Origin of the sequence: Thalassospira sp., assembly GCF_048059015.1 — a bacterium.
Lineage (GTDB): Bacteria > Pseudomonadota > Alphaproteobacteria > Rhodospirillales > Thalassospiraceae > Thalassospira.
The window spans coordinates 1-21186 of the sequence record NZ_JBLLNT010000022.1 but is presented as its reverse complement, the minus strand read 5'-3'; the positions used below and the strand labels follow the sequence as shown (position 1 = coordinate 21186).

At 53.1% G+C, this 21186-nt stretch carries 19 protein-coding genes, 3 tRNA genes and 2 pseudogenes; 13 read left to right on the top strand and 11 right to left on the bottom strand.

Going from position 1 to position 21186, the window contains the following annotated elements:
• Nucleotides 1–26: 26 nt before the first annotated feature.
• The gene (locus tag ACMZ66_RS21640) at nt 27–998 is read right to left on the bottom strand and encodes an amino acid ABC transporter permease (RefSeq protein ID WP_416940528.1); all 972 of its coding nucleotides are present in this window, start codon (nt 996–998) and stop codon (nt 27–29) included.
• 70 nt (nt 999–1068) lie between these two features.
• Here ACMZ66_RS21640 and ACMZ66_RS21635 point away from each other — a divergent pair, with 70 nt between their 5' ends.
• A complete protein-coding gene (locus ACMZ66_RS21635) occupies nt 1069–1905 on the top strand; it encodes a transporter substrate-binding domain-containing protein (RefSeq protein ID WP_416940527.1) in 837 nt (278 codons plus the stop codon).
• Between the two features lie 61 nt (nt 1906–1966).
• Here the strand turns inward: ACMZ66_RS21635 and ACMZ66_RS21630 are convergent, their stop codons facing one another.
• The 6 genes and pseudogenes from ACMZ66_RS21630 to ACMZ66_RS21605 form a co-directional block, all read right to left on the bottom strand.
• Nucleotides 1967–3502, bottom strand: a complete 1536-nt coding sequence (locus ACMZ66_RS21630) for an ABC transporter substrate-binding protein (RefSeq protein ID WP_416940525.1) — start codon at nt 3500–3502, stop codon at nt 1967–1969.
• An 18-nt stretch (nt 3503–3520) separates the two neighbouring features.
• Nucleotides 3521–4387, bottom strand: a complete 867-nt coding sequence (locus tag ACMZ66_RS21625) for an ABC transporter permease (RefSeq protein ID WP_416940523.1) — start codon at nt 4385–4387, stop codon at nt 3521–3523.
• On the bottom strand, nt 4387–5325 hold the full coding sequence (locus tag ACMZ66_RS21620; RefSeq protein WP_416940521.1) for an ABC transporter permease: 939 nt from the start codon (nt 5323–5325) through the stop codon (nt 4387–4389). The genes ACMZ66_RS21625 and ACMZ66_RS21620 overlap by 1 nt, the downstream gene beginning before the upstream one ends.
• Nucleotides 5326–5672: 347 nt before the next feature.
• Nucleotides 5673–7265 (bottom strand): SpoVR family protein, encoded by a 1593-nt coding sequence (locus ACMZ66_RS21615; RefSeq protein ID WP_416940519.1) that lies wholly within the window; start codon nt 7263–7265, stop codon nt 5673–5675.
• Nucleotides 7262–8599, bottom strand: a complete 1338-nt coding sequence (locus ACMZ66_RS21610; protein ID WP_416940517.1) for a YeaH/YhbH family protein — start codon at nt 8597–8599, stop codon at nt 7262–7264. Before ACMZ66_RS21610 ends, ACMZ66_RS21615 begins: the two co-directional genes overlap by 4 nt.
• A 177-nt stretch (nt 8600–8776) precedes the next feature.
• Nucleotides 8777–10722: pseudogene (locus ACMZ66_RS21605) on the bottom strand (PrkA family serine protein kinase).
• Nucleotides 10723–11325: 603 nt separating this feature from the next.
• On the opposite strand from ACMZ66_RS21605, the gene ACMZ66_RS21600 reads away from it, so the two are divergent.
• Nucleotides 11326–11664 (top strand): rhodanese-like domain-containing protein, encoded by a 339-nt coding sequence (locus ACMZ66_RS21600; protein WP_416940515.1) that lies wholly within the window; start codon nt 11326–11328, stop codon nt 11662–11664.
• 94 nt (nt 11665–11758) lie between these two features.
• Here ACMZ66_RS21600 and ACMZ66_RS21595 read toward each other — a convergent pair whose 3' ends face one another.
• Complete coding sequence (locus ACMZ66_RS21595; protein WP_416940513.1) at nt 11759–12361, bottom strand: TetR/AcrR family transcriptional regulator; 603 nt, start codon at nt 12359–12361, stop codon at nt 11759–11761.
• A gap of 144 nt (nt 12362–12505) precedes the next feature.
• Between ACMZ66_RS21595 and ACMZ66_RS21590 the strand changes: the two genes are divergently transcribed.
• The 7 genes and pseudogenes from ACMZ66_RS21590 to ACMZ66_RS21560 all read left to right on the top strand — a co-directional run bounded on the left by ACMZ66_RS21590 (nt 12506) and on the right by ACMZ66_RS21560 (nt 18307).
• Nucleotides 12506–12910 carry a RidA family protein gene (locus tag ACMZ66_RS21590; RefSeq protein ID WP_416940511.1) on the top strand — a complete coding sequence of 135 codons (405 nt, stop codon included), beginning with the start codon at nt 12506–12508 and terminating at the stop codon, nt 12908–12910.
• A 134-nt stretch (nt 12911–13044) separates the two neighbouring features.
• Nucleotides 13045–13599 (top strand): helix-turn-helix domain-containing protein, encoded by a 555-nt coding sequence (locus ACMZ66_RS21585; RefSeq protein WP_416940509.1) that lies wholly within the window; start codon nt 13045–13047, stop codon nt 13597–13599.
• Nucleotides 13600–13634: 35 nt separating this feature from the next.
• Entirely contained in the window at nt 13635–14174 is a 540-nt protein-coding gene (locus ACMZ66_RS21580; RefSeq protein ID WP_416940507.1) for a GNAT family N-acetyltransferase, read from the top strand.
• A 305-nt stretch (nt 14175–14479) separates the two neighbouring features.
• Nucleotides 14480–15469, top strand: coding sequence for a TRAP transporter substrate-binding protein DctP (dctP, locus tag ACMZ66_RS21575; RefSeq protein ID WP_416940505.1), 990 nt, complete (start codon nt 14480–14482; stop codon nt 15467–15469).
• Nucleotides 15470–15648: 179 nt separating this feature from the next.
• Nucleotides 15649–16149: a TRAP transporter small permease gene (locus ACMZ66_RS21570; protein WP_416940503.1), complete on the top strand. Its 501-nt coding sequence runs from the start codon at nt 15649–15651 to the stop codon at nt 16147–16149.
• Nucleotides 16035–17416: pseudogene (locus tag ACMZ66_RS21565) on the top strand (TRAP transporter large permease). The gene ACMZ66_RS21570 and the pseudogene ACMZ66_RS21565 overlap by 115 nt, the downstream one beginning before the upstream one ends.
• Nucleotides 17417–17422: 6 nt before the next feature.
• Complete coding sequence (locus ACMZ66_RS21560) at nt 17423–18307, top strand: isocitrate lyase/PEP mutase family protein (RefSeq protein WP_416940501.1); 885 nt, start codon at nt 17423–17425, stop codon at nt 18305–18307.
• Between the two features lie 43 nt (nt 18308–18350).
• Here ACMZ66_RS21560 and ACMZ66_RS21555 read toward each other — a convergent pair whose 3' ends face one another.
• A complete protein-coding gene (locus ACMZ66_RS21555; RefSeq protein WP_416940577.1) occupies nt 18351–18644 on the bottom strand; it encodes a hypothetical protein in 294 nt (97 codons plus the stop codon).
• Between ACMZ66_RS21555 and ACMZ66_RS21550 the strand changes: the two genes are divergently transcribed.
• Together ACMZ66_RS21550 and ACMZ66_RS21545 are read left to right on the top strand one after the other, a co-directional pair.
• On the top strand, nt 18558–19169 hold the full coding sequence (locus ACMZ66_RS21550; protein ID WP_416940575.1) for a substrate-binding periplasmic protein: 612 nt from the start codon (nt 18558–18560) through the stop codon (nt 19167–19169). The two genes, ACMZ66_RS21555 and ACMZ66_RS21550, sit on opposite strands and share 87 nt — an antisense overlap.
• A 30-nt stretch (nt 19170–19199) precedes the next feature.
• Nucleotides 19200–19607, top strand: a complete 408-nt coding sequence (locus ACMZ66_RS21545; protein ID WP_416940499.1) for a GFA family protein — start codon at nt 19200–19202, stop codon at nt 19605–19607.
• Nucleotides 19608–19667: 60 nt separating this feature from the next.
• Here ACMZ66_RS21545 and ACMZ66_RS21540 read toward each other — a convergent pair.
• Nucleotides 19668–19742 (bottom strand) — tRNA-Thr (locus ACMZ66_RS21540).
• A 98-nt stretch (nt 19743–19840) separates the two neighbouring features.
• On the bottom strand, nt 19841–20713 hold the full coding sequence (gene rlmB, locus ACMZ66_RS21535) for a 23S rRNA (guanosine(2251)-2'-O)-methyltransferase RlmB (protein ID WP_416940497.1): 873 nt from the start codon (nt 20711–20713) through the stop codon (nt 19841–19843).
• A gap of 196 nt (nt 20714–20909) precedes the next feature.
• On the opposite strand from rlmB, the gene ACMZ66_RS21530 reads away from it, so the two are divergent.
• Both ACMZ66_RS21530 and ACMZ66_RS21525 read left to right on the top strand, forming a co-directional pair.
• A tRNA-Tyr gene (locus ACMZ66_RS21530) sits at nt 20910–20994 on the top strand.
• Between the two features lie 37 nt (nt 20995–21031).
• Nucleotides 21032–21105, top strand: a tRNA-Gly gene (locus ACMZ66_RS21525).
• The last annotated feature ends 81 nt before the right edge of the window (nt 21106–21186 follow it).

Below are 21186 nucleotides of genomic sequence, written 5' to 3'. Positions count from 1 at the left end.
TTTTGTTTGGGATTTGGTTTGTGTGGCTAGACCCGAACACCTTTGCCGAGCTTTTTCTCGACCCGGCTTTGGATATATTCAAATGTGCCTGACATGACCCAATAAATGATCGCCGCCGAGATCAGCATTTCCATATATTTGAATTCCGACCGGCCATGGGTACGCGCCAGATACATCAGCTCCCACACGCCCATGACGGATACCAGCGAAGAGTCTTTGAGCATCGAAATAAACTGATTGCCCGTGGGCGGGATCACCAATCGAAGGGCCTGGGGCAGGACAACCAAACGCATCATCTGCCAGGGTTTCAAGCCAAGCGACATGGCGGCCTCTGATTGACCTTCGGGGACCGCTTCGATCCCGGCACGGAAAATCTCGGCCATATAGGCGCCATAACAAAGCGACAGGGCAATGATGCCTGCTGGCACCGCCGAAAGAACAATTCCAATCTGCGGCAGGCCGAGATAGATCAACATCACCTGGAGCAAAAGCGGCGTTCCGCGGAAGAAGGATGTGTAAAAGGTCGATACGCCAAAGAACACGCCGCTACGTGACAGACGCCCAAGGGCGGCAAGCAACGCCAGTATGATCGCGCAGAAAATTGATATCAGTGAAATGAACAGGGTCAGCACCGCACCCTGCAAAAAATCACCCTCAAGCGAAAGACCCAGTAGATAGGGCAGGCGAGATCCGATGAAGTCAAAGCTCAGATCAAAACTGTAAAAGAACGTACCAAACAGGACCAAAAGCTCGGTCCAGATGATGGCGGTTTGCAGCTTGAAACTTAGCCGATGCAGAAGTTTGAAATGCGCCCAAAGGACTGCCGCAGCCGCAACCGAAATCCCGAAATCCATCACATAGCTATCCGCACCAAACCAGATACCGGGACGGGCAGACAAAATGATCAAACCGCAAATGGCGGAAAACAGTCCAAGTGGCCAACCCGGCTTATGGGGCATTGTTGGCGAATTGGCTGTTTCTGAAACGGGAATGTTCATTGGCGCTGACATCTTTTTGGATTTTGTATACAAGGTTTGCCAGAACTACACAAAAAGTGAGCCCAATGAAATGAACTTTAATTCAACGAAGATGCTTCTGGCTGGTATGGCGATGTCTGTGGCACCGCTGATGACGACAACGGCTGGCGAGACGCTTGATCGTGTGATGGAAACCAAAACACTGGTTGGTGCAACGGCAGACGGCTATCCGCCGGTCGCCTTTACCGATGAAAACAACCAGCTGACCGGTTTTGACGTTGAAGTTGCCCGCGAAATTGCCAAACGCCTTGGCGCGGAATTCAAACCTGTTACCCCGTCATGGGAAGCACAGGTTGCCGGTAACTGGGCAGGTCGTTGGGATATTGCTGTTGGCTCCATGACCCCGACCACGGCACGAGCGGAAGTTCTCGATTTCCCGGCTGTCTATTACTACACCCCGGCCATTCTGGTCGCACACAAGGACAATACCAGCTTTGAAAAGGCATCTGACCTTGATGGCAAGGTGGTTGGTGCCTGTGCGGCGTGTTCTTATGAAGATTATCTGCGCCACAAACTGGTGATGGATGTCGAAGGCGTTCCGGCGTTTGAATATGAAGTCACCCCTGGCCGTATTCAGACCTATGAGTCTGATGGTATGGCATTTGATGATTTGCGTTTGGGCGATGGCGTGCGTGTTGATGCGGTTCTCTCGAACGTTCCGACCGCAACGGCGGCAATTGAAAACAACATGCCGTTCCGTATGGTTGGCGAACCGCTTGTTTATGAGCCGCTGGCAGTTGCGGTTGATAAGGGGGATGCAGAATTTTCCGCCAAGATCACTGAAATCGTCGATGCGATGCGTGCTGATGGCACCTTAAAAGCACTTTCGGAAAAATGGTTTGGTGTTGATCTGACCAGTGCGAACTAAGCCGGTTTTGGTTCAGACCAAAAAGCAAAGAGCCGCCCACTGGGCGGCTCTTTTTGTTGGATCACTTCGAGACATTCTTGAAGTCAAAGAAGAAGCCCGACGGATGGATGCGGTAGTTTTCCAAATTCTTGGTCGAGGCAACTACAAACACCTTATGCACCAGCGGAATGATCGGCGCGTCGTCGTGAAGCACATTCATCGCCTTGGTGTAGGTCGCGACCTGTTCTTCGCCAAGATCAAGGGTACGGCCCTTATCCACAGCAGCGTCAAAGTCAGCATTTCCCCAGAACTGATAGTTCAGGCCCGCTTTGGAATGGAACTGTGACTTCAGATGAAGGTCCGGATGACCGGTCATTTCCGGCGTCCAGAAGACGACAGAGACGTCATATTCACCCTGTTTGACCAGATCAAGCATCCCGCCCCAGGTATACATGCCAACTTCGGTGGCAATGCCCTGTTCGTTCAGAAGGGCGGCCATGGCCTCGGTGATCATCGGCATTTCAGTACGCGAAGAATAGCTCAGGATACGAAGGGTAAGCTGTTCACCATCCTTCATCCATTTGCCGTCGACCTTCGCGTAACCTGCGTCAGACAGAAGTGATGCAGCCAGTTCCGGATCAAGGGCATATTTGGCATCGGCCTGCGGTGCCCAGTCAAAGCCCGGCGCAAAGAATTCCCATGCCGGTTCGCCAACGCCATCAAGCGCACCTTCAACCAACAGGTCACGGTCAACAAGGGCATTAACCGCCTGACGGATGCGCACATCAGACAGAACGCTTTTCTCACCGGCATTAAACGCACCGTAATAAAGACCAGATGTCGGCTCTGCATAGACCTTGAAGGCGTCATCTTCAGACAGGCGCTTCACATCAGATGGCAGCATGTTGGTGACGAAATCGATCTCGCCTGCTTCAAGTGCGAGCGTGCGCGAATTGTGATCCGGGATGAAGCGGTATTCGATTTTTTCCAGTGCCGGCTTTTCGCCCCAGTAACCGTCAAAGCATGAAACGATGGTGCGGTCCTGCTTGCGGTATTCTTCGAATTTCCACGGGCCGGTACCAACCGGTTTTACGAACTCACCCGCATCGTCAAAGGATGATTTGGCATAAACAACCGTGATTGCATCGGAAAGCTGGTTTGGCAGGGCTGCGAACGGTTCGGTGTTTTCGATCTCAACGACCAGCGGTGAAACCGCTTTGATCGATTTGATGTTCAAAAGGTCAGCAGCATAAGGAAGAAGCGCGATCACCCGTTCGAGCGAGAATTTGACAGCTTCGGCATCAAGCTTGGTACCATCGTGGAAGACAACGTTTTCACGCAGTTTGAACTGCCAAACAGTCGGCGATACACGGTCCCAAGCGGTCGCAAGACCTGGGATCGGCTTCAGGTCATAATCAAGCTTGACCAGGGTATCGAGGATTTCGCTTTCATTAAAGAAGCGCGAGCGGCGCGGCTTCATCGCAAGCGGCTGTGATTCCCACATGGTGCCGATCACAAGGGTCTTGTCGTCGGATGCCTTGGCATCGGTTACCCCAACCGAAAAACTGCCAAGGGCAATGGCTGCAAAGGCAGCGCCAAGAAGTGTCTTTTTGATCATTTTACGGTCTCTGTCCATCTAATGAAGGTAGTTGATCTGACGAAGTCGGAAACGGTCTCCCAACAGGTCTCCGAGAAGGTTCACCGCGACGACGAAGGCCGCGATGGTCAGGCCCGGTGCAAGCACAAGGCGTGGGTAGTCGCGCAGGTAATTGCGCGATTCAGCAATCATCAGGCCCCATTCAGGGGTGCCGGGTTCGACCCCCAGTCCCAAAAAGCTCAATCCGGCAAAGACCGGGATCGCCCAGGACATGGAATAGGCCGCCAGTGTCAGAAGCGGGCCGATGATATTTGGGAAAATGTGACGGTGCGCGATGCGGTGGCGACGTGCGCCAAGTGCCTCGGCCGCCATGACATAGGGTTTGGTGCGCTCGACAATCACGGCATTACGGACAACCCGGGCATAGTCGGTCCAATGCACCGTGATCAGCGCAATGATCACAGCCTGCAAGCCAAGGCCCAAGGTACCAGCAATGATCATGCAGATGGCGAGCGCCGGGAAAACCGACATGCCTTCGCAAAACCGCATGATCATGCGATCAAGAATGCCACCAACCATCCCGGCAAAGGCGCCGATGGCACTTCCGATCAGCGACGCACTGACCACAACGATCAATGCCGACGCCGTGGTCAGGCGCGCGCCATACATCAGGCGCGATAAAACGCACCGTCCCAACGCATCCGTGCCAAGCGGGTAATCCCAACTTGGCGGTTTCAGGCGAAACAGGAACTGCGCCTTGTAAGGATCATTGGGGGCAAAAAGCGGTAGGAACAGGATGGCTAGAAGGATCAGGACCATCACAAGCGCATAGCCACGAAACACGTTGCGCCCGGCTTGAAGCAGTTTGCCGCGGGTAAAGGACATTTTGTCGATCGTGACCGGCATCAAACAATCTCCCGCGTGCGGGGATCATAAAGGGCGATGCACAGATCAACTGTCAGATTGACCAGAATGTAGCTTGCGGCAATCAAAAGGAAACAAGCCTGAATGGCCGGGTAATCACGGTTCAAAAGGGATTCAACCAGAAACCGCCCGATGCCTGGCCAGGCAAACAGGGTTTCGACAATGATCATGCCATCGAAGATCCGGGCAAACTGCATGCCTGAAAACGTCAAAACGCCCGGTGCAATGTTGGGCACTGCATGACGCAAAACCGTGCGCAGCCGACTTAGCCCCTTGGCCTTTGCCGTGCGGATATAGGGTTTGGAAAGTTCTTCCAGAAGGCTTCCACGCACATAGCGCGATAAAACACCGGCGACCGATGTCGCAATTACCAAGGTTGGTAAAACCGCATGGGCCCAGGTGCCATGTCCGCCGGTTGGCAGCCATCCCAGCACAAGCGAGAATAAAAGTGCCAACAGCAGCGAGTACCAGAAATTCGGGATCGACATGCCAATGACACTGATCATCCCGGCAATGCGATCAATCCGACTGCCGGGAAAGCGCGCGCATAAAATGCCAAGCGGTACTGCAATCAAAAGGGCCGTGATTAGCGATAAAACCGCCAGCAGCAACGATTGCCCCAAACGAAGCGTGATGTCGTTCAGGATCGGTTCATTGGTGATGAACGACTTGCCAAGGTCGCCCTGCAAAATGCCCAAAAGCCAGCGTGCATATTGCTGTGGCAATGGATCATCCAGGCCATTCTGGCTGGCAAACAGCGCAACGTCATTGGCGGTTGGCAAAGTGCCATCCATCTGCGCCATCAAAAGAATTTCGGCAAAGTCGCCCGGCATTAGCCGCAACAAGGCAAAGCCGACCACTGATACGATGAACAGCAAAATCAATGCATGGGTTATGCGTGCGGTCACGCGCGAAGCCATAAAACGGTCTTTCTATCCGGCGCAATCGGGGCGAGGTAGTTTGGTGGTGGCTGATTTCGAAAGTAATAATCATTCTTAAATTAATGACGCAACTGATTTTCGTTATTAATTGATTGGTTTCGAATTTTGGCATGAATAATAATGCTCATGCGTGTTTCGTGATTTTTAAGAACACGCATAAGTAGCTAATTTCGCCAATTTCACGTCGTGGAACTGTACGTAAGGGGTGGGAAAGTGACGGGAGTCGGATTGCCAGTGATGGCGTCACATCCTAGCGATAACTCAGTCATCTGGCGAAAAATGCACAGACGATGCCGTGAAGTCGCGATAGGGTCGCTGGCAGGCGATCAGTTGCCTGCCAGATCTTCGGGCGTGTAATTCATTTCATGCAGGATCTCGCCGCTTTCATAATCAACGGCCTGCAACGTAACGCCATATCCCCAAAGTTGGCCGATATAGCCCAAGGTCATCTGGGCTTCGGATTTGTCCAGGCGGACACCTTCATGCTCGGTATGCTGGATATAAAGTTGCCGGTTGCCACGGATATCGACATCGACCACCTGCATGTCGGGCTCACGCACCGAAATGTCATGCATGCGCGCAAGGGACCGGCGAACTTTGCGATATCCGTTATCATCATGGATGGCAGCGACTTCAAGATGTGGCGATGTGCTTTGATCATCAATCATGAACATCCGCATATCGCGCATCACCTTGGGTGACAGGAACTGCAGGATGAAGCTTTCATCGCGGTAATGCGCCCATGCTTCTTTCAGCGTTTCGACAGGCTCGTTATTCCCGGCGATGTCGGGGAACCATTTGCGGTCTTCTTCGGTCGGGTCAACACAGATGCGGTGGATGTCCTGCATCATGGCAAAACCGAGTGCATAGGGGTTAAAGCCCGAATAGCGTTGATCATCGAATTCGGCCTGGAATACAACGCGGGAATGGTAATCGATGAATTCCATCATCGCGCCTTCGGAAATCAGCCCCTTGTCATAAAGGCTGTTCATGATGGCGTAGTGCACATAGCACGCACAGCCTTCATTCATCATCTTGGTCTGTTTTTGCGGATAGAAATACTGCCCGATATTGCGCACGATGCGCAGTAATTCACGTTCCCATGCCTGCAAGGCAGGTGCGTTTTTCTCAAGGAAATAAAGCAGGTTCTCTTCGGGCAGTCCGAACTGTGCCCGGCGTTCTTCAACCCGCATCTTGCGTTTAAGCTCGTCAATGTCCTGATCATCCTGATCAGGTTGGGGCAGGGTGCGCCACAAATCGTTATAGGTTTCGTCTTCGTATTTTGCCCGTTCGCGTTCGCGTTCAAGTTCGACCGCGAGATTGGGTTTTTCCGGATGGGAATAGCGGTTAACGCCTTGTTCAATCAGAGCATGGGCAGCATCCAATACCCGCTCAACCGCATCAAACCCGTATCGGTCTTCGCATTTGGCGATATAGCCTTTGGCAAATTGCAGGTAATCGAGAATGCCTTCTGCATCCGTCCATTGTTTGAACAGATAGTTGTTTTTGAAAAAGTGATTATGTCCAAACGCCGCATGGGCAATCACCAAGGCCTGAATGACGATGGTGTTTTCTTCCATCACATAGGAAATGCATGGGTTGGAGTTGATCACGATCTCATAGGCCAGTCCCTGATAGCCCTTGCGATACATCACATCATCACGCACGAAGCGTTTGCCAAATGACCAGTGATGATACATCAGCGGCATGCCAATCGATGAATAGGCATCAAGCATCTGCTCGGACGTAATCACCTCGATCTGGTTGGGATAGACGTTAAGCTTAAGCTCCTTAAGTGCGATTTCTTCAATCGCATCATAAGTGGTTTTAAGGGTCTCAAAATCCCAGTCTGCACTGGTGAAAAGAAGTTTGCTGTCATCGGTTTGTTTGGCATTTCCGGATTTGGTTTTGGTGCTCATACCCGGGCCTCCGAACGATTTTTGGCAAAGAGTTCCCGAAATACCGGGAAGATATCAGCCGCTTTGGTTACACGTTTTAAGGCAAAGCGCGGATTGTCTCTGGCAAGCGGGGCATAGGCCTTCCACAGGGCGGTTTCGCCCTCGGCGGCGGCAAATATCTCTGCCTCGCGCTCATCAGTGATTTCGATATAGGCGTAATATTGGCATTTCGGCAGCAGGTCTTCGGCAAGAAGGCTGGTGCATTTCGCGCCGTCATTGGAGTAGTTGTCGCCATCGGATGCTTGGGCTGCATAGATGTTCCACTGATCGGTCGGATAGCGATCCACCAGTACCTTTTTCATTTCTTCGAGTGCCGTGGAAACAATCGTCCCGCCCGTTTCGCGTGAATAGAAAAATGTCTCTTCATCGACCTCGGATGCGCGCGATGTATGGCGGATAAACACCACCTCGACATGCTCGTATCGACGGTGCAGGAAGAGGTGCAGCAACATGAAGAACCGCTTTGCTAGTTCCTTCATCTGTTCGGACATCGAACCCGATACATCCATCAGGCAGAACATCACTGCCTGCGTATTGGGATCGGGAATTTGTTGGAACTGGTTATAGCGGGTGTCGATCGGATCAATGAACGGGATCGCCTTCATCCGGCGTTTGGCTTCTTCAAGATCGGCCAGAAGGGTATGAAGCTTTTCGTCATCGGCCTTGGTCAGCTTGCCGTTGGGGCGCTTTTCCGCTTTGGCCTGAAGGGCCGTGATCTGTTCTTCAAGTTCGCGCACTTCGGACGTTTTCGGGCGCCGAAGGCCTATGCGGCGCGCCAGTGAATTACGCATGGTACGCACAAGGCTCAGGTTCGAAGGTGTTCCTTCAACCGAGAACCCGGCACGCGCATTGCGAAAGGCTGTGGTCTGCTTCAGGCTTTTTTTCAGAAGATCGGGCAGTTCAAGGTCTTCAAAGAAGATATCAAGAAACTCATCACGGGTAAGCGTGAACTGAAATTCGTCCTCGCCTTCGCCGTCGGGGCTTGCTTGTGATCCTCCAGCACCGCCATCACCACCTTGCGGACGGGCGATACGGTCACCCTGAACGAATTTCTTGTTGCCGGGCAGGACGTAATTGCGGTTGCCGCCCCGGCCTTGATGATGAAAACCCGGTTCTTTCAGGGTCTTGCCCGGAATAGTGATTTGGTCGCCACTGGTAATATCGGTGATCCCGCGTGAGCGGATGGTGTCTTCGACCGCTTTTTTGATTTGTGCCTTGGCACGGCGCATGAAGCGCTGTCTGTTGCCAAGGCTTTTGCCTGTCGGATTCTTGCGACGGTCAACGATATAAAACATGGGCAGTCACTTCCTTGGACGGGCACATCCTGCGCAAAGTCTAGGGTCTGACTTCAAGATCGTCTGTGCCCCGGTCATCCACAGGATCGACACATCTCGCCGCATCCTGATTTGGAAAGAAGACCGGGCGGACAAGGGAGAAACCGCCCGGTAGGGTCGGAAAGCCGAGGGCGTGGCTTATCCGGCCTTGTTCACGCGCATATACCATTCGACCAAACGGCGGGTCTGACGTTCGGTATAGCTCCGATCGATCATGCGTTTGACGAACTCGTTGTGTTTCTTCTCGGTTTCGCTGTCTTTCTTTGAACCGAACGAAATCACCGGCAGGAGGTCTTCGACCTGACTGAACATGCGTTTTTCAATCACATCACGCAGTTTCTCATAAGACGTCCAAGCCGGGTTTTTGCCTTTGTTGTTTGCACGTGCACGCAGGGCAAATTTAACGACCTCGTTGCGGAAGTCTTTCGGGTTGGCAATGCCAGCCGGTTTTTCGATTTTCGAAAGTTCCTGATCAATGATCTTGCGATCAAGAAGCTGACCGGTATCGGGGTCCTTGAAGTCCTGATCCTCGATCCATGCGTCGGCATAAGACACATAGCGATCAAACAGGTTCTGGCCGTAATCGGAATAGCTTTCGAGATAGGCTTTCTGGATTTCCGCACCGATAAACTCGGCATAGCGCGGGGCCAGTTCGGACTTGATAAAGTCCATATAGTCCTTCTCGCGTTCTTCCGGATATTGTTCTCGCCGGATGGCCTGTTCAAGCACATACATCAGATGTACCGGATCAGCCGCAACTTCATGGGTGTCGTGGTTAAAGGTTTCCGAAAGAACCTTGAAGGCAAAGCGGGTCGAAATGCCGTCCATCCCTTCATCCACACCGGCCGTGTCACGGTATTCCTGCATGGATTTCGCTTTGGGATCGACGTCTTTAAGCGTTTCGCCGTCATAGACGCGCATCTTGGAATAAAGGTTGGAGTTTTCATGTTCATGCAGGCGCGACAGAACCGAAAACTGTGCCAGCATCTTGAGCGTTCCGGGCGCGCACGCCCCTTGTTCAAGCTCTGATCCCTGAAGAAGCTTGTCGTAAATCATGGTTTCTTCAGAAACACGCAGGCAATAGGGCACCTTGATCACCGAGATACGGTCAATAAAGGCTTCGTTATTCTTGTTGGCCTTGAAGCTTTGCCATTCTGCTTCGTTCGAGTGCGCAAGGATCAAGCCTTGGAACGGAATGGCGCCAAGGTTTTCCGTGCCGATATAGTTGCTTTCCTGTGTTGCGGTCAGCAACGGATGGAGCATCTTGATCGGGGCTTTGAACATCTCGACAAATTCAAGAAGCCCTTGGTTGGCACGGTTCAGACCGCCCGAATAGCTATAGGCGTCCGGATCGTTCTGACTGAAATATTCCAGCTTGCGGATATCGACCTTACCAACCAGAGACGAGATATCCTGGTTGTTCTCATCACCCGGTTCGGTTTTGGCTATCGCGATTTGACGCAGGCGGGACGGGATCAGTTTGACGACCGAGAATTTGGAAAGATCACCACCAAACTCATCAAGGCGTTTGACAGCCCATGGTGACATGAGGCCCGTGAGGCGGCGTTTGGGGATGCCGTACTTATCTTCAATTGCATCACCCATTTTGGCCGGGTTAAACAGGCCAAGCGGGCTTTCGAAAACCGGGCTGATTTCATCACCGGCTTTCAGAACGTAAATCGGCTCGCGTTCCATCAGTTCCTTGAGCCGTTCGGCAAGGGAACTTTTACCGCCACCAACCGGACCCAACAGGTACAGAACCTGTTTGCGTTCTTCGAGCCCCTGTGCGGCATATTTAAAGAAGCCGACGATACGTTCGACGGTTTCTTCCATGCCAAAGAAGTCGGCAAAGGCAGGGTAACGTTTGATGGTGCGGTTTAGAAAGATGCGGCCGAGGCGGGAATTGTCGATGTGTCGATCAGTTCCGGTTCACCAATCGCCGAGATCATGCGTTCAGCGGCCGAGGCATAGGCCGTTGGGTCTTCGCGACACAGATTGAGGTAATCGCGGATGGTCAGTTCGGTTTCTTGCTTTCCGTCATACCCTTCCGCATACAGCTCGAAGATGTCCTTGTCTTCAGCCATGGCGCGGTCTCCTTTCAAACGTTATCGCACGCGTGTCAAACTTACGTTTCCTGTCTTTCCTGTTTTGCGTTGCAGCAGGCCAGATAATGGCCGTCTGATTCTGTGTGCGTCGGCAAATGTCGTTTCGATGCATTCGCCTGACGGTAAATATTTTAAAGAAGTCTATTTAGCTTAAGGTTAATAGATGGCGGAATGTGCCAAGAGTTTGAAACTGCTGTACTTGCCATTTCACAATCAAATATTTGCTACTTTGGGTTGCGATATTTGGGTCCCATTGCGGCGACCCTTAAGGTCGTCTTGCGACCTGTTTGGGCAAAAACCTGTCGGGTGACCATGGTTTCTGCCATCGGAAAATGTCCTATTAATTGACTTGGGAAGCACGAACAGGTTCCGCAAGGTAAGACCTAAGTATTATTGAAGGAATTTCGATTTGCCCGATCACGTATCGGTGACCGAATTGTGGGGGCGGGCCTTGGTTTTATGCTATCTGGTTGGCGCGGAAATATTTTGCGTTTGCACAATTGCAACGTCGGGCTTTATCACTGCACCCCATTGGGACCATTTCAAAGTCGCTGGTGCGGATCACCAACAAGGAAGTTTTTAATGACCGATGGTGCAGTAAAGTTTGTCGAACCCCACGAGCTGGATCTTCTGATCGGGCAGGAAACGGTGACGGTTATCGACGTCCGCGAACCCGATGAGTTTGCCACGGGGCATATCGAAGGGGCGATTAATATCCCGACATCGAACTTCGATATTCCGGCCCTTGTCGACCTGACAGATGAAAACGAAACTGATCTTGTTTTTGTCTGTGCGGTGGGGCAGCGATCCTTTGGTGCGGCAAACGCGGTTCTGCCCCATGTCGATTGCGACGTCAGCAATCTAAAAGGCGGACTTCAAAGTTGGAGCCGCGCCGGGTTTGACCTGGAAGACGGCAAATAAGCCATCATTCCCGCCTGATCTGAGACGGGGCAGGGGGCGATTTGTGACGCATCCGCCCCCAAATGCCTCCACCGCCCGCAAGCCAAAAGCAGGTTTAGCTTTCCTGTGGTGTCACCAGAACACCTGCGGCCAGGCATTCAAAGGCGGCAATTGCCTTATGCATTGTATCTTCGGGATCATCGCTTGCCGCGACCCAAAGGGCGGCGTTTAGCGCAACCCCGTTTAGCAACCGCGCCAATGCTTCGATATCAACCGATTTGATCGCCCCCTGATCCGCCAAAGCTGTCAGCGTTTCAATAGTTGCCTGCAAGCAGCGGTTCTGGCTGGGCCATTGGGATGGATCGCCCAAAAAGGCCGGACCATCGCGAAGAACAATGCGCTGAATTTCCGGGTCGCGTGCCAGCTTGATATATGTTCGTCCTTCGGCCATCAGTCCGGTCCAACCACCACCGGCTGCCGTTCCGGCATCTTTGGCCTGTTGCGCCATGGCCGAGTCTATCTCGTCAACCACGGCTGCAAGCAACCCGCGCTTGTCCCCGAAATTATGATAGAGCGCGCCGCGCGTCAGCCCGGCGTTGGCGGTAAGCTCATCCATTGATGCGTCGGCATATCCCTTTTCGGCAAAGGCTTTCCGCCCCGCTGCGATCAGTTTGACGCGGGTTTCTTCCATCTTTTCAGCACGGGTCTTGGCAGCCATCAGGCACTCCAATTTTAACATACGTCACGTATGTGAGTTGACATACGCTGCGTATGTGAATATATCTGCGTTCACATACGCAGCGTATCTGAAATGGGTTCGAAACACCATACCCACTGAATTTATCCAAACAGGAGGTCCCCTATGACCCTCGCAAATGAAGCAATCTTTCCGCCGAACCGCCATGCCCTCTATGAGGCGCACGGTTACTCACCTGCGATCCGTTCCGGTGATCTTCTTTTTGTTTCCGGTCAGGTCGGCAGCCGCGAAGACGGCTCCCCCGAACCGGATTTCAAAAAGCAGGTTGAACTGGCATTTGAAAACCTGAAGGCCATTCTCAAAGCCGCTGGAGCCAGCCTTGATGACATTATCGATGTCACCAGCTTCCACACCGATCCGGAAAACCAGTTTGCCGACATTATGGAAGTAAAGGGCGCGGTCTTTAACCAGGCACCGTACCCGAACTGGACGGCTGTCGGCGTCACCTGGCTTTCCGGCTTTGATTTCGAGATCAAGGTTGTTGCCCGTATCCCTGCCGGGAACGCCTAAGTCACGCTACCTCGCGCAGCGCCAGCTTAAGCAAGCATAAACCGGCCCTGCCATCACACGGTGGGGCCGGTTTTTCATCTTGACGAATTCTCATAAATGGAAAAATATCCCGATATTGAGATTAGAGGTAAAAGATGGACGATATCGAAACACGGCTTGCGGCCCGCTTGTCATCACTGCGCGCGGAACGCGGTTGGTCATTGGATGAACTTGCCAAGCGAAGTGCGGTCAGCCGTGCCAGCCTGTCACGCATCGAAAATGGGGATGTCAGTCCGACGGCCAGTGTGCTGGGCAAGCTTTGCGTTGCCTTTGGCGTGACCTTGTCGCGCCTGATGCAGATGGTCGAAGAAGATTTTTCGCCCCTGATTGCGCGGAAAGATCAGGAAGTTTGGACAGATCCGGAAACCGGTTATCGCCGCCGACTGGTTTCGCCTGCATCGCGCCATTTGTCGGCAGAGGTGCTCGAAGTCGAAATCGATCCGGGTAAGCGCATCGAATATGCCGGATCGCCGCGCGATGGACTTGAACACCATCTGGTGATGTTAGACGGCGAACTTTCCATGGACATTGCTGGCACAATCCATCGGCTGTGGCAGGGCGATTGCCTGCGCTATCAGCTGCGCGGCGGCAATGTGTTTGAAACGCCAAAGCATATAGGTGCGCGCTATCACCTGTTCATCATCGAATAGCGTAACCAGTCGTAACCCAGATACGAGAACCCGAAATGACCACCACCACAGCCCCACAGATTATCCCGCTTGATGCTGATGAACTTACTGCCAAGCTCGATCAGTTTGGCGACATGCTTCATGCCTGCGTTCATGACGGCGCCAGCATCGGTTTCATTGAACCTTTCCCGCTGTCCGAAGCCACTGCCTTCTGGCGCGACCGTATTGTTCCGGCCTTGCGTGGTGGTAAGCGCACCCTTTATGTCGCTCTTGATGGGGATCGGGTGGTTGGCACGGTGCAGCTTGATACCGATAGCATGCCCAATCAGCGCCATCGCGGCGATATCAGTAAACTGATGGTTCGTCCGGATTGCCGCAGACGCGGGATTGCCAAGTTGCTGATGCAGGCCGCCGAACAGCGCGCGAGAGAACTGGGCCGGACCCTTTTGACACTCGATACCCGCACCGGGGACAGTGCAGAAGTACTATACACGACACTTGGTTTCGAAACGGCGGGCGTAATCCCGGAATATGCCCGCGATCCATTTTCCGAGAAGCTCAGTGCGACCACCGTGATGTTCAAACGATTGCCTTGATAGGGCTTTGAAAACCGGCCCGATTCTCGTAATTGTATTAAGAATGACCATTCTGGCATGCCAGAACCATTTCCGAACCAATCCGGCGGCTATCAAATTGCATTACTGCATCGCCGTAAAAGGCATGCGTGCAAACAGGCACAATCCTTTTTGCCGTAACGTTTTATGCGCCATTGCAATGCACTAAGGGTTTTCCGATAGAGGGTTATGGCGCGCCAAAACATGTTGAATGGGGCCCGTTATTGGGCGCATCTTTGCTTCCGAAGCTAGAGAAATAAAATAATAGTTCTCGGAGGACGTTCATCATGAAGAAACTTGCTCTTGCCGCAGCCCTGATGGCGGCAGTCGGATTTTCGGGTGCAGTTCACGCAGCCGATTTGACATTGCGTATTTCCCTTCAGCTGCCGATGAAAAGCCACCTTGGCCAGAACCTGCTGATGTTCAAAAACGAGGTTGAGGAAAAATCAAACGGCGACATCGCTGTCGAGATCTACGACTCAGCCCAGCTTTATAAGGACAAGGAAGTTCCGGCTGCTGTTGGATCGGGTGCCATTGAAATGGGTGTGGCGTCGCTGACCCGTTATGTTGGTGATGTTCCGGCCGTTGATATCTTCTATCAGCCGTTCCTGTTTGATTCAGAAGACAAAGTCCGCAAGGCCGTTGCACCGGGATCGCCGGTTCGTGGTCCGCTTGATGCGGCAATTGCCGAAACCGGCTCAACCGTTCTGTGGTGGCAGGCTTATGGCGGCTCGATCATGCTGTCCAATGATGGCCCGATCAAAGGCCCGGATGGCCTTAAGGGTCAGAAAGTGCGCGTGTTCTCCAAAACCCAGGGTGATTTCATCTCTGCTGCTGGTGGCGCGCCGACCCTTATTTCCGGGTCCGAACAGTATATCGCCTATCAGCGTGGCACGGTTGATGTCGGCATGACCGGCATGTCGGGCGTTAAATCCCGTCAGCTTTGGGAAGTCATGGATACGGTTACCACTACGAATGATGCCGATATCGAATTCATCGTCGTTGTGAATACCGATTTCTGGAACGGTCTGACCGATGCGCAGCGTGACATCATTTCGACCGCGGCGGTAAATGCCGAAAACGATGTGCGTGATCGCATGTCGACCATCGAGGCAGATGCATTCGCAGAAGCCAAAGCCAATGGCATGACCATCTATACCCCGACCGCTGAAGAACTGGCTGCATGGCGCGAAGCGGCAAAGCCGGTTCATGCTGAGTTCCTGGAACATGCTGGTGACCTTGGTAAACAGGTCTTTGAAGCTGCCCAGAAGTTCTGATGATTTTCGCCGATCACCAATGAGTGCTTTTCTGATTGGTGATCGGCTTTCTGCCTTTATCACGCGCGGTCTCAAAACTGTTTTGCCACCAAGCAAGTCCGTGCTGTGATGTTCCCCATCCCTTGAAGTTCAGGAGATCGCCGTAACAGATCGTCGGTCAATCGGCGTGATCGCACGGCATGGATGAAATGATGTTTGATCGATTGACGCTGTTTCTGGCGTGGGCTGCTGCTTTGCTGTTTGTGCTGGCGGGTTGCATGCTCACCTATGAAGTCATTGCACGTTACTTCTTTATCCGTCCGACAATCTGGGCGGCAGAGCTGTCACAGCTTTGTCTGATCTGGGGTTCTTTGATGGGGATGCCTTGGGCCTTGGCCGCACGCCGACATATTTCGGTCGATGCCGTCACAAGGCTTCTGAAGCCCAAGATGCAGCGCGCTGTCGAAATACTGGCGATGGTCTGCATTCTGGCCTTTTCCGTCATGGTAACGGTGAAGGGCTGGGACATTTTTTATGAAAGTTTTGAACGCGGACGCACCAGCGGCACCATGCTTGATCTTCCGGCATGGGTGGCGGAGCTTCCGGTTGCCATTGGCTTTGCATTGCTATCGGTTCAATCCGTGATCGAGATTGTCGGTCTTCTGCGCGGCAAGGACATTCCAAAAGGGGCCCACGAATGACGATTGTTCTGACCCTTAGTGCGATGTTCGCGCTGCTTTTGATGCGTGTGCCGGTTGCCTTTGCACTTGGCGGACTTGGCCTTGCCATGTTGGTGCTGGGTGGCTTTTCACCGCTTATGGCGCCACAGGCGGTTTTATCGACGCTTGATGGCTTTATCCTTTTGGCTGTGCCGCTGTTTTTGTTGATGTCCAACATCCTGTTGCGTGCCGGTGTCGGCAATGATCTGTTTGCCGCCGTCAGTGCATGGGTTGGCCATTGGCCGGGCGGTCTGGCGGTTGCAACCATCCTGTCATGTGGTGTATTCGCCGCAATTTCCGGATCATCGGTGGCAACAGCGGCAACGATCGGGACCGTCGCCATCCCGGAAATGATCAATCGCGGCTATAACAAGAAATTCGTCTATGGCCTTTTGGCGGCAGGCGGCACACTGGGCATTCTGATCCCGCCATCAATCCCGATGATCATTTATGGTTTTGTCACCGAAGAATTGGTGATTTCGCTGTTCTTGGCCGGGATCGGACCGGGGATCGCGCTTTTGGTGTTCTTTATCATCTTTTCGATGATCTATGCCCGGATGGGCGGGCAGGAGCTTGAACCGAAAAAGGATTGGGCTGAACGCAGGCGGGCGACGTTCAAGGCATTGCCGTCAGTGATCCTTGCCGTTCTGATTATCTCTGGCATCTATTCCGGGGCCTTTACCCCGACTGAGGCGGCCGCAATTGGCTTTGCCGCAGCTCTGATCATTACCGGGCCGATCATGCGGGTTCTGACATGGGATGCGCTGAAAAAGGCGGTCTTTGATTCGATGGCGACCACGGTTGCGATCATTTTGATCATTGCCGGGGCAAAGATATTCGGCAAAGCCATCACGCTTTATCGAATCCCCAAGACATCTCGATGATGATCACCCAGGGAATTGATACCGATCTTGGCTTCATTCTGGTCGTCACGGTGGTTCTTCTGGTCATGGGGCTGGTGTTTGAAGCGCTTTCGATGGTGCTGATCATGACGCCGGTTCTGTTGCCGGCCGCCTTGGCGCTTGGATTCGATCCGATCTGGTTTGGCGTCTATATGGTGATCATGGTCGAGTGTGCGCTGATCACGCCACCTGTCGGACTGAACCTTTATGTCATTCAGTCTGTCGCCAAAGCCCGATTGGGCGAGGTCGCCAGTGGTGTTGCCCCGTTCCTGATCCTGATGTTCCTTTGTGCCGCCATTCTATATGTCTGGCACGATCTCGCACTTTATATACCGTTCAAGCTGTAAAGACCGATGACACATTCAAAATCACCTGCCGATCACCTGCGCGCCCTTCTTGCCACCGGTGATCTGATTACGATGCCCTGCTGCTTTGATGCGCTTTCTGCCAAGCTGATCGAACAAGAAGGCTTTGGACTAACCTTCATGTCGGGCTTTGCGACTTCGGCCGCACGGATTGGCGAACCTGATCTCGGCCTGATGTCTTACGGCGAAGTGCTTGATCAGGCGCGCAACATCACCGATGCGGTATCGATCCCCGTGATTGGTGATGGGGATACCGGCTATGGCAACGCCATGAATGTCAGACGCACTGTCACCGGCTTTGCCAAGGCGGGCTGCGCAGCCGTCATGATCGAAGATCAACTGGCACCCAAACGCTGCGGTCATACCAAGGGCAAGGAAGTTGTCGGTCGGGACGAGGCATTTGATCGTATCAAGGCCGCTGTCGATGCCCGTGATGCCGGGGCGGATATCCTGATCCTGGCCCGAACCGATGCCCGTCATCAGCACGGATTGGCTGAGGCGATTGACCGCGCGGCGAAGTTCAAGGAACTCGGGGCCGACATCTTGTTTGTCGAGGCCCCCAAATCCATCGATGAAATGCGTACACTTTGTGCCGAACTTCCCGGACCGAAGATGGCTAATATCGTGGAAGGCGGCGAAACGCCCGATCTGTCACCTGAAGAGCTTAAGGAAATCGGCTATCAGATTGCGGCTTATCCTTTATCGCTGATGGCTGCCGCGATGAAGGCAATGGTCGAATGCCTGCAAACCATGAAGGCCGGTCAACCGCGCACAAACAAGCTGATGGATTGGGCTGAACTTCGCGAACGCATCGGTTTTGACGCCTATTATAAAGAATCGGAACGTTACGCGTCGTCCCGCCGAGACGGATAGAATCGGCATTGAGTTGCGGTTCAAGATAACAGGGCGGTGGCTTCTACGGATTGCGCCGCCCTACCTGTTTGTATAGGCTGGTGGTGTAGGTAACCCCAATACAGAACATCAGATGATCAAAGCCGCCGCCTGTTTTGCCCTGCTGTTTGCGATATGCACCCCAATTGTCAGCTTCGCGCAGGAAAGTGTGCGAATCTGTTTTGAAGAATGGGCGCCCTTCGCCGAAACGCGCGATCACAGGCCCCAGGGAATCCAGATCGATATCATGCAGCGTGCTTTTGATCGGGCCCGCATACCTGTGCAATTTCTTGAAATGCCCTATGTCCGATGCCTTCAAAACGTTCGGGCAGGACGGTTTGATGCGATTCTTGCCTCATCGGATGAAGCAGGCCTGACGCCGATGAACATTTCGGTTCTACGTTGGGAACTGGGTGTTTTTGTCCATGAAGACAGACCGGGGCTTGTGTTTCAGTCGCTCGATGATTTTGTCGGCAAGCAGATCGGTCTGGTGGATGGCTATGACTACGGTCCCGATATCATGGACCGTCTGGCAGATTGGGATGTGCAAGAAGCGCCTGATGCTGTCTTTAACCTGCGCAAGCTTGCCAAACAGCGGATCGATTTCACCATCGTCGATGTTTTGTGGGCACAAACCGTGATCCGGCAGGAAAATTTGCCGATCAAGGCCCTTTTCCCGACCATCAAATCCATCCCGCAATATACCTATTTCCACCCGGAGCGCGCCGATATCATCCCGCTGATCGAAGCCGCGATGTTTGAAATGAAGGCCGATGGTACGATAGAGCTTATTTATCGTCGGCAAACCGGCTTTGGCGTTCCAAGCCGTTGGCTGGCACAATAACCAGAACAACAAACATCAAAGGGGCAGGGGATGAGCAATACCCATCATGGCAGTTGCCTGTGTGGCGCGGTCACATATGAAGTTGAAGGCACGTTTGACAGCTTCTTTCTGTGTCATTGCAGCTATTGCCGCAAAGACACCGGATCGGCCCATGCCGCCAATCTGTTTTCAAAATCGGCAAAGCTTAGATGGCTGACCGGTGAAGATCAGATCACGAGTTTTACCGTGCCGGGTACGCGCCACTCTAAAACGTTCTGTAAAACATGTGGATCGGCAACTCCGCGCGCGCAGATTGGCGGACGTCTGGTTGTTGTTCCGGCCGGAAGCCTTGATAGCGATCTTTCCCAACGCCCCGATGCACATATCATGATGGGAAGTAAGGCCGATTGGGATGATAACCTGCACGAGGTTGAAACAACGGATGGTTTGCCTGGCTAAGTGATCTTAAGTGAGCAAAAGAAAACCCCGCTGCCAGAAGCAAGCGGGGTTTTCTTTTAATGGTGCCGGCAGAGAGACTTACTCCCAACCTTCTGATTACAAATCAGCTGCTCTACCAATTATAGCTATGCCGGCGTGAGCGGCGCGAAACATAATCCGGGCCGCGTATGAATGCAAGACTTCAAAACAGGGAAAATGACATCCCTGTATTTGGTCTCAACCGAAGCCAAATTTTACTTACGATACAGCTCGTAAAGCGCAACTGCAGCAGCGTTTGAAACATTGAGGCTTTCGATGCGATCAGACATCGGAAGCTTGACCAGAAAATCACAGCTTTCACGCGTCAGACGACGCAGGCCTTCGCCCTCGGACCCCATAACAATCCCAACACGGCCATGCAATTTTGCTTCGGCAAGCGTCTGTTCGGCATAGCCATCCATACCCGCCAGCCAGAAATGAGCACCTTTAAGCTTATCAAGCGTCTGGTTGAGGTTGCCTGCATGGATATAGGGAACGGTTTCAAGCGCGCCGCTGGCGGATTTGGCAAGAACACCGGTTTCAGGCGGTGCGTGACGGTCGGGTACAATCACGGCTGATGCGCCAAAGGCGGCTGCACTGCGCAGGATAGCGCCGACATTGTGCGGGTCGGTGACCTGATCGAGAATAAGAACAGTACATTGTTCCGAATCCCGATGGTCTGCGATCAGCTCTTCAACAGAAAGCTGGGGCAGGGGAGCGCAATGCATGGCCATGCCCTGATGAACGGTGCCCGGTGGCAGCATTTCATCAAGATCGGTGCGACCGGCCGAATTTACTGCGATGTCGGTGCGCTCGGCATCGGCCAGAGCAGCATTGATCTCGTCACGGACATTTTCGGTTGCCCAGATTTTGTGAATTGTGCGCTGCGGGTTGGCAATTGCCATCATAACCGGGTGACGCCCGAAGAGAATCAGGCGTGAATTTCCACCACCTGTTCCGCTATCGCGGCCGCGCTTTCGTCCACGGCGCGAATTACCTTCACGGTTTTCATCGTTGTGCGGGAGGTTATCCTGCCCGACGTCACCTTGATGACGATTTCCTGAACGTGGTTTGTTGCGTCGCGACATAATGGCGGAAACCTCCGGGCCGTAAGGAACTGAATGCACTTTGTTTGACTCTAAGAGCAGAGCTTGGGGAACATATAGGAAAGGAAATGCGATTTCGTGTTTTTTTTGCTGTTGACAACACATGCTCCTCCACCGTATTCCCTCCCTCGCCGCAACGAGGCCGGGGTCAAAACCCGGACGGCGTTACGACCCTGATGGAGGGGTGGCAGAGCGGTCAAATGCAGCGGACTGTAAATCCGCCGACTTAGTCTACGCAGGTTCGAATCCTGCCCCCTCCACCACTCTCTCGCCCTCGCGAGAGCTCGCAGATAAAAATATGCGGGTGTAGCTCAATGGTAGAGCAGAAGCCTTCCAAGCTTACGACGAGGGTTCGATTTCCTTCACCCGCTCCAATTTTATGATGCAACCCGTCGGCTCGTGCGGTGGGTTTCTACGTGTTTTTTTGGTTCGGATATAGGATCTGAGGGCAATGG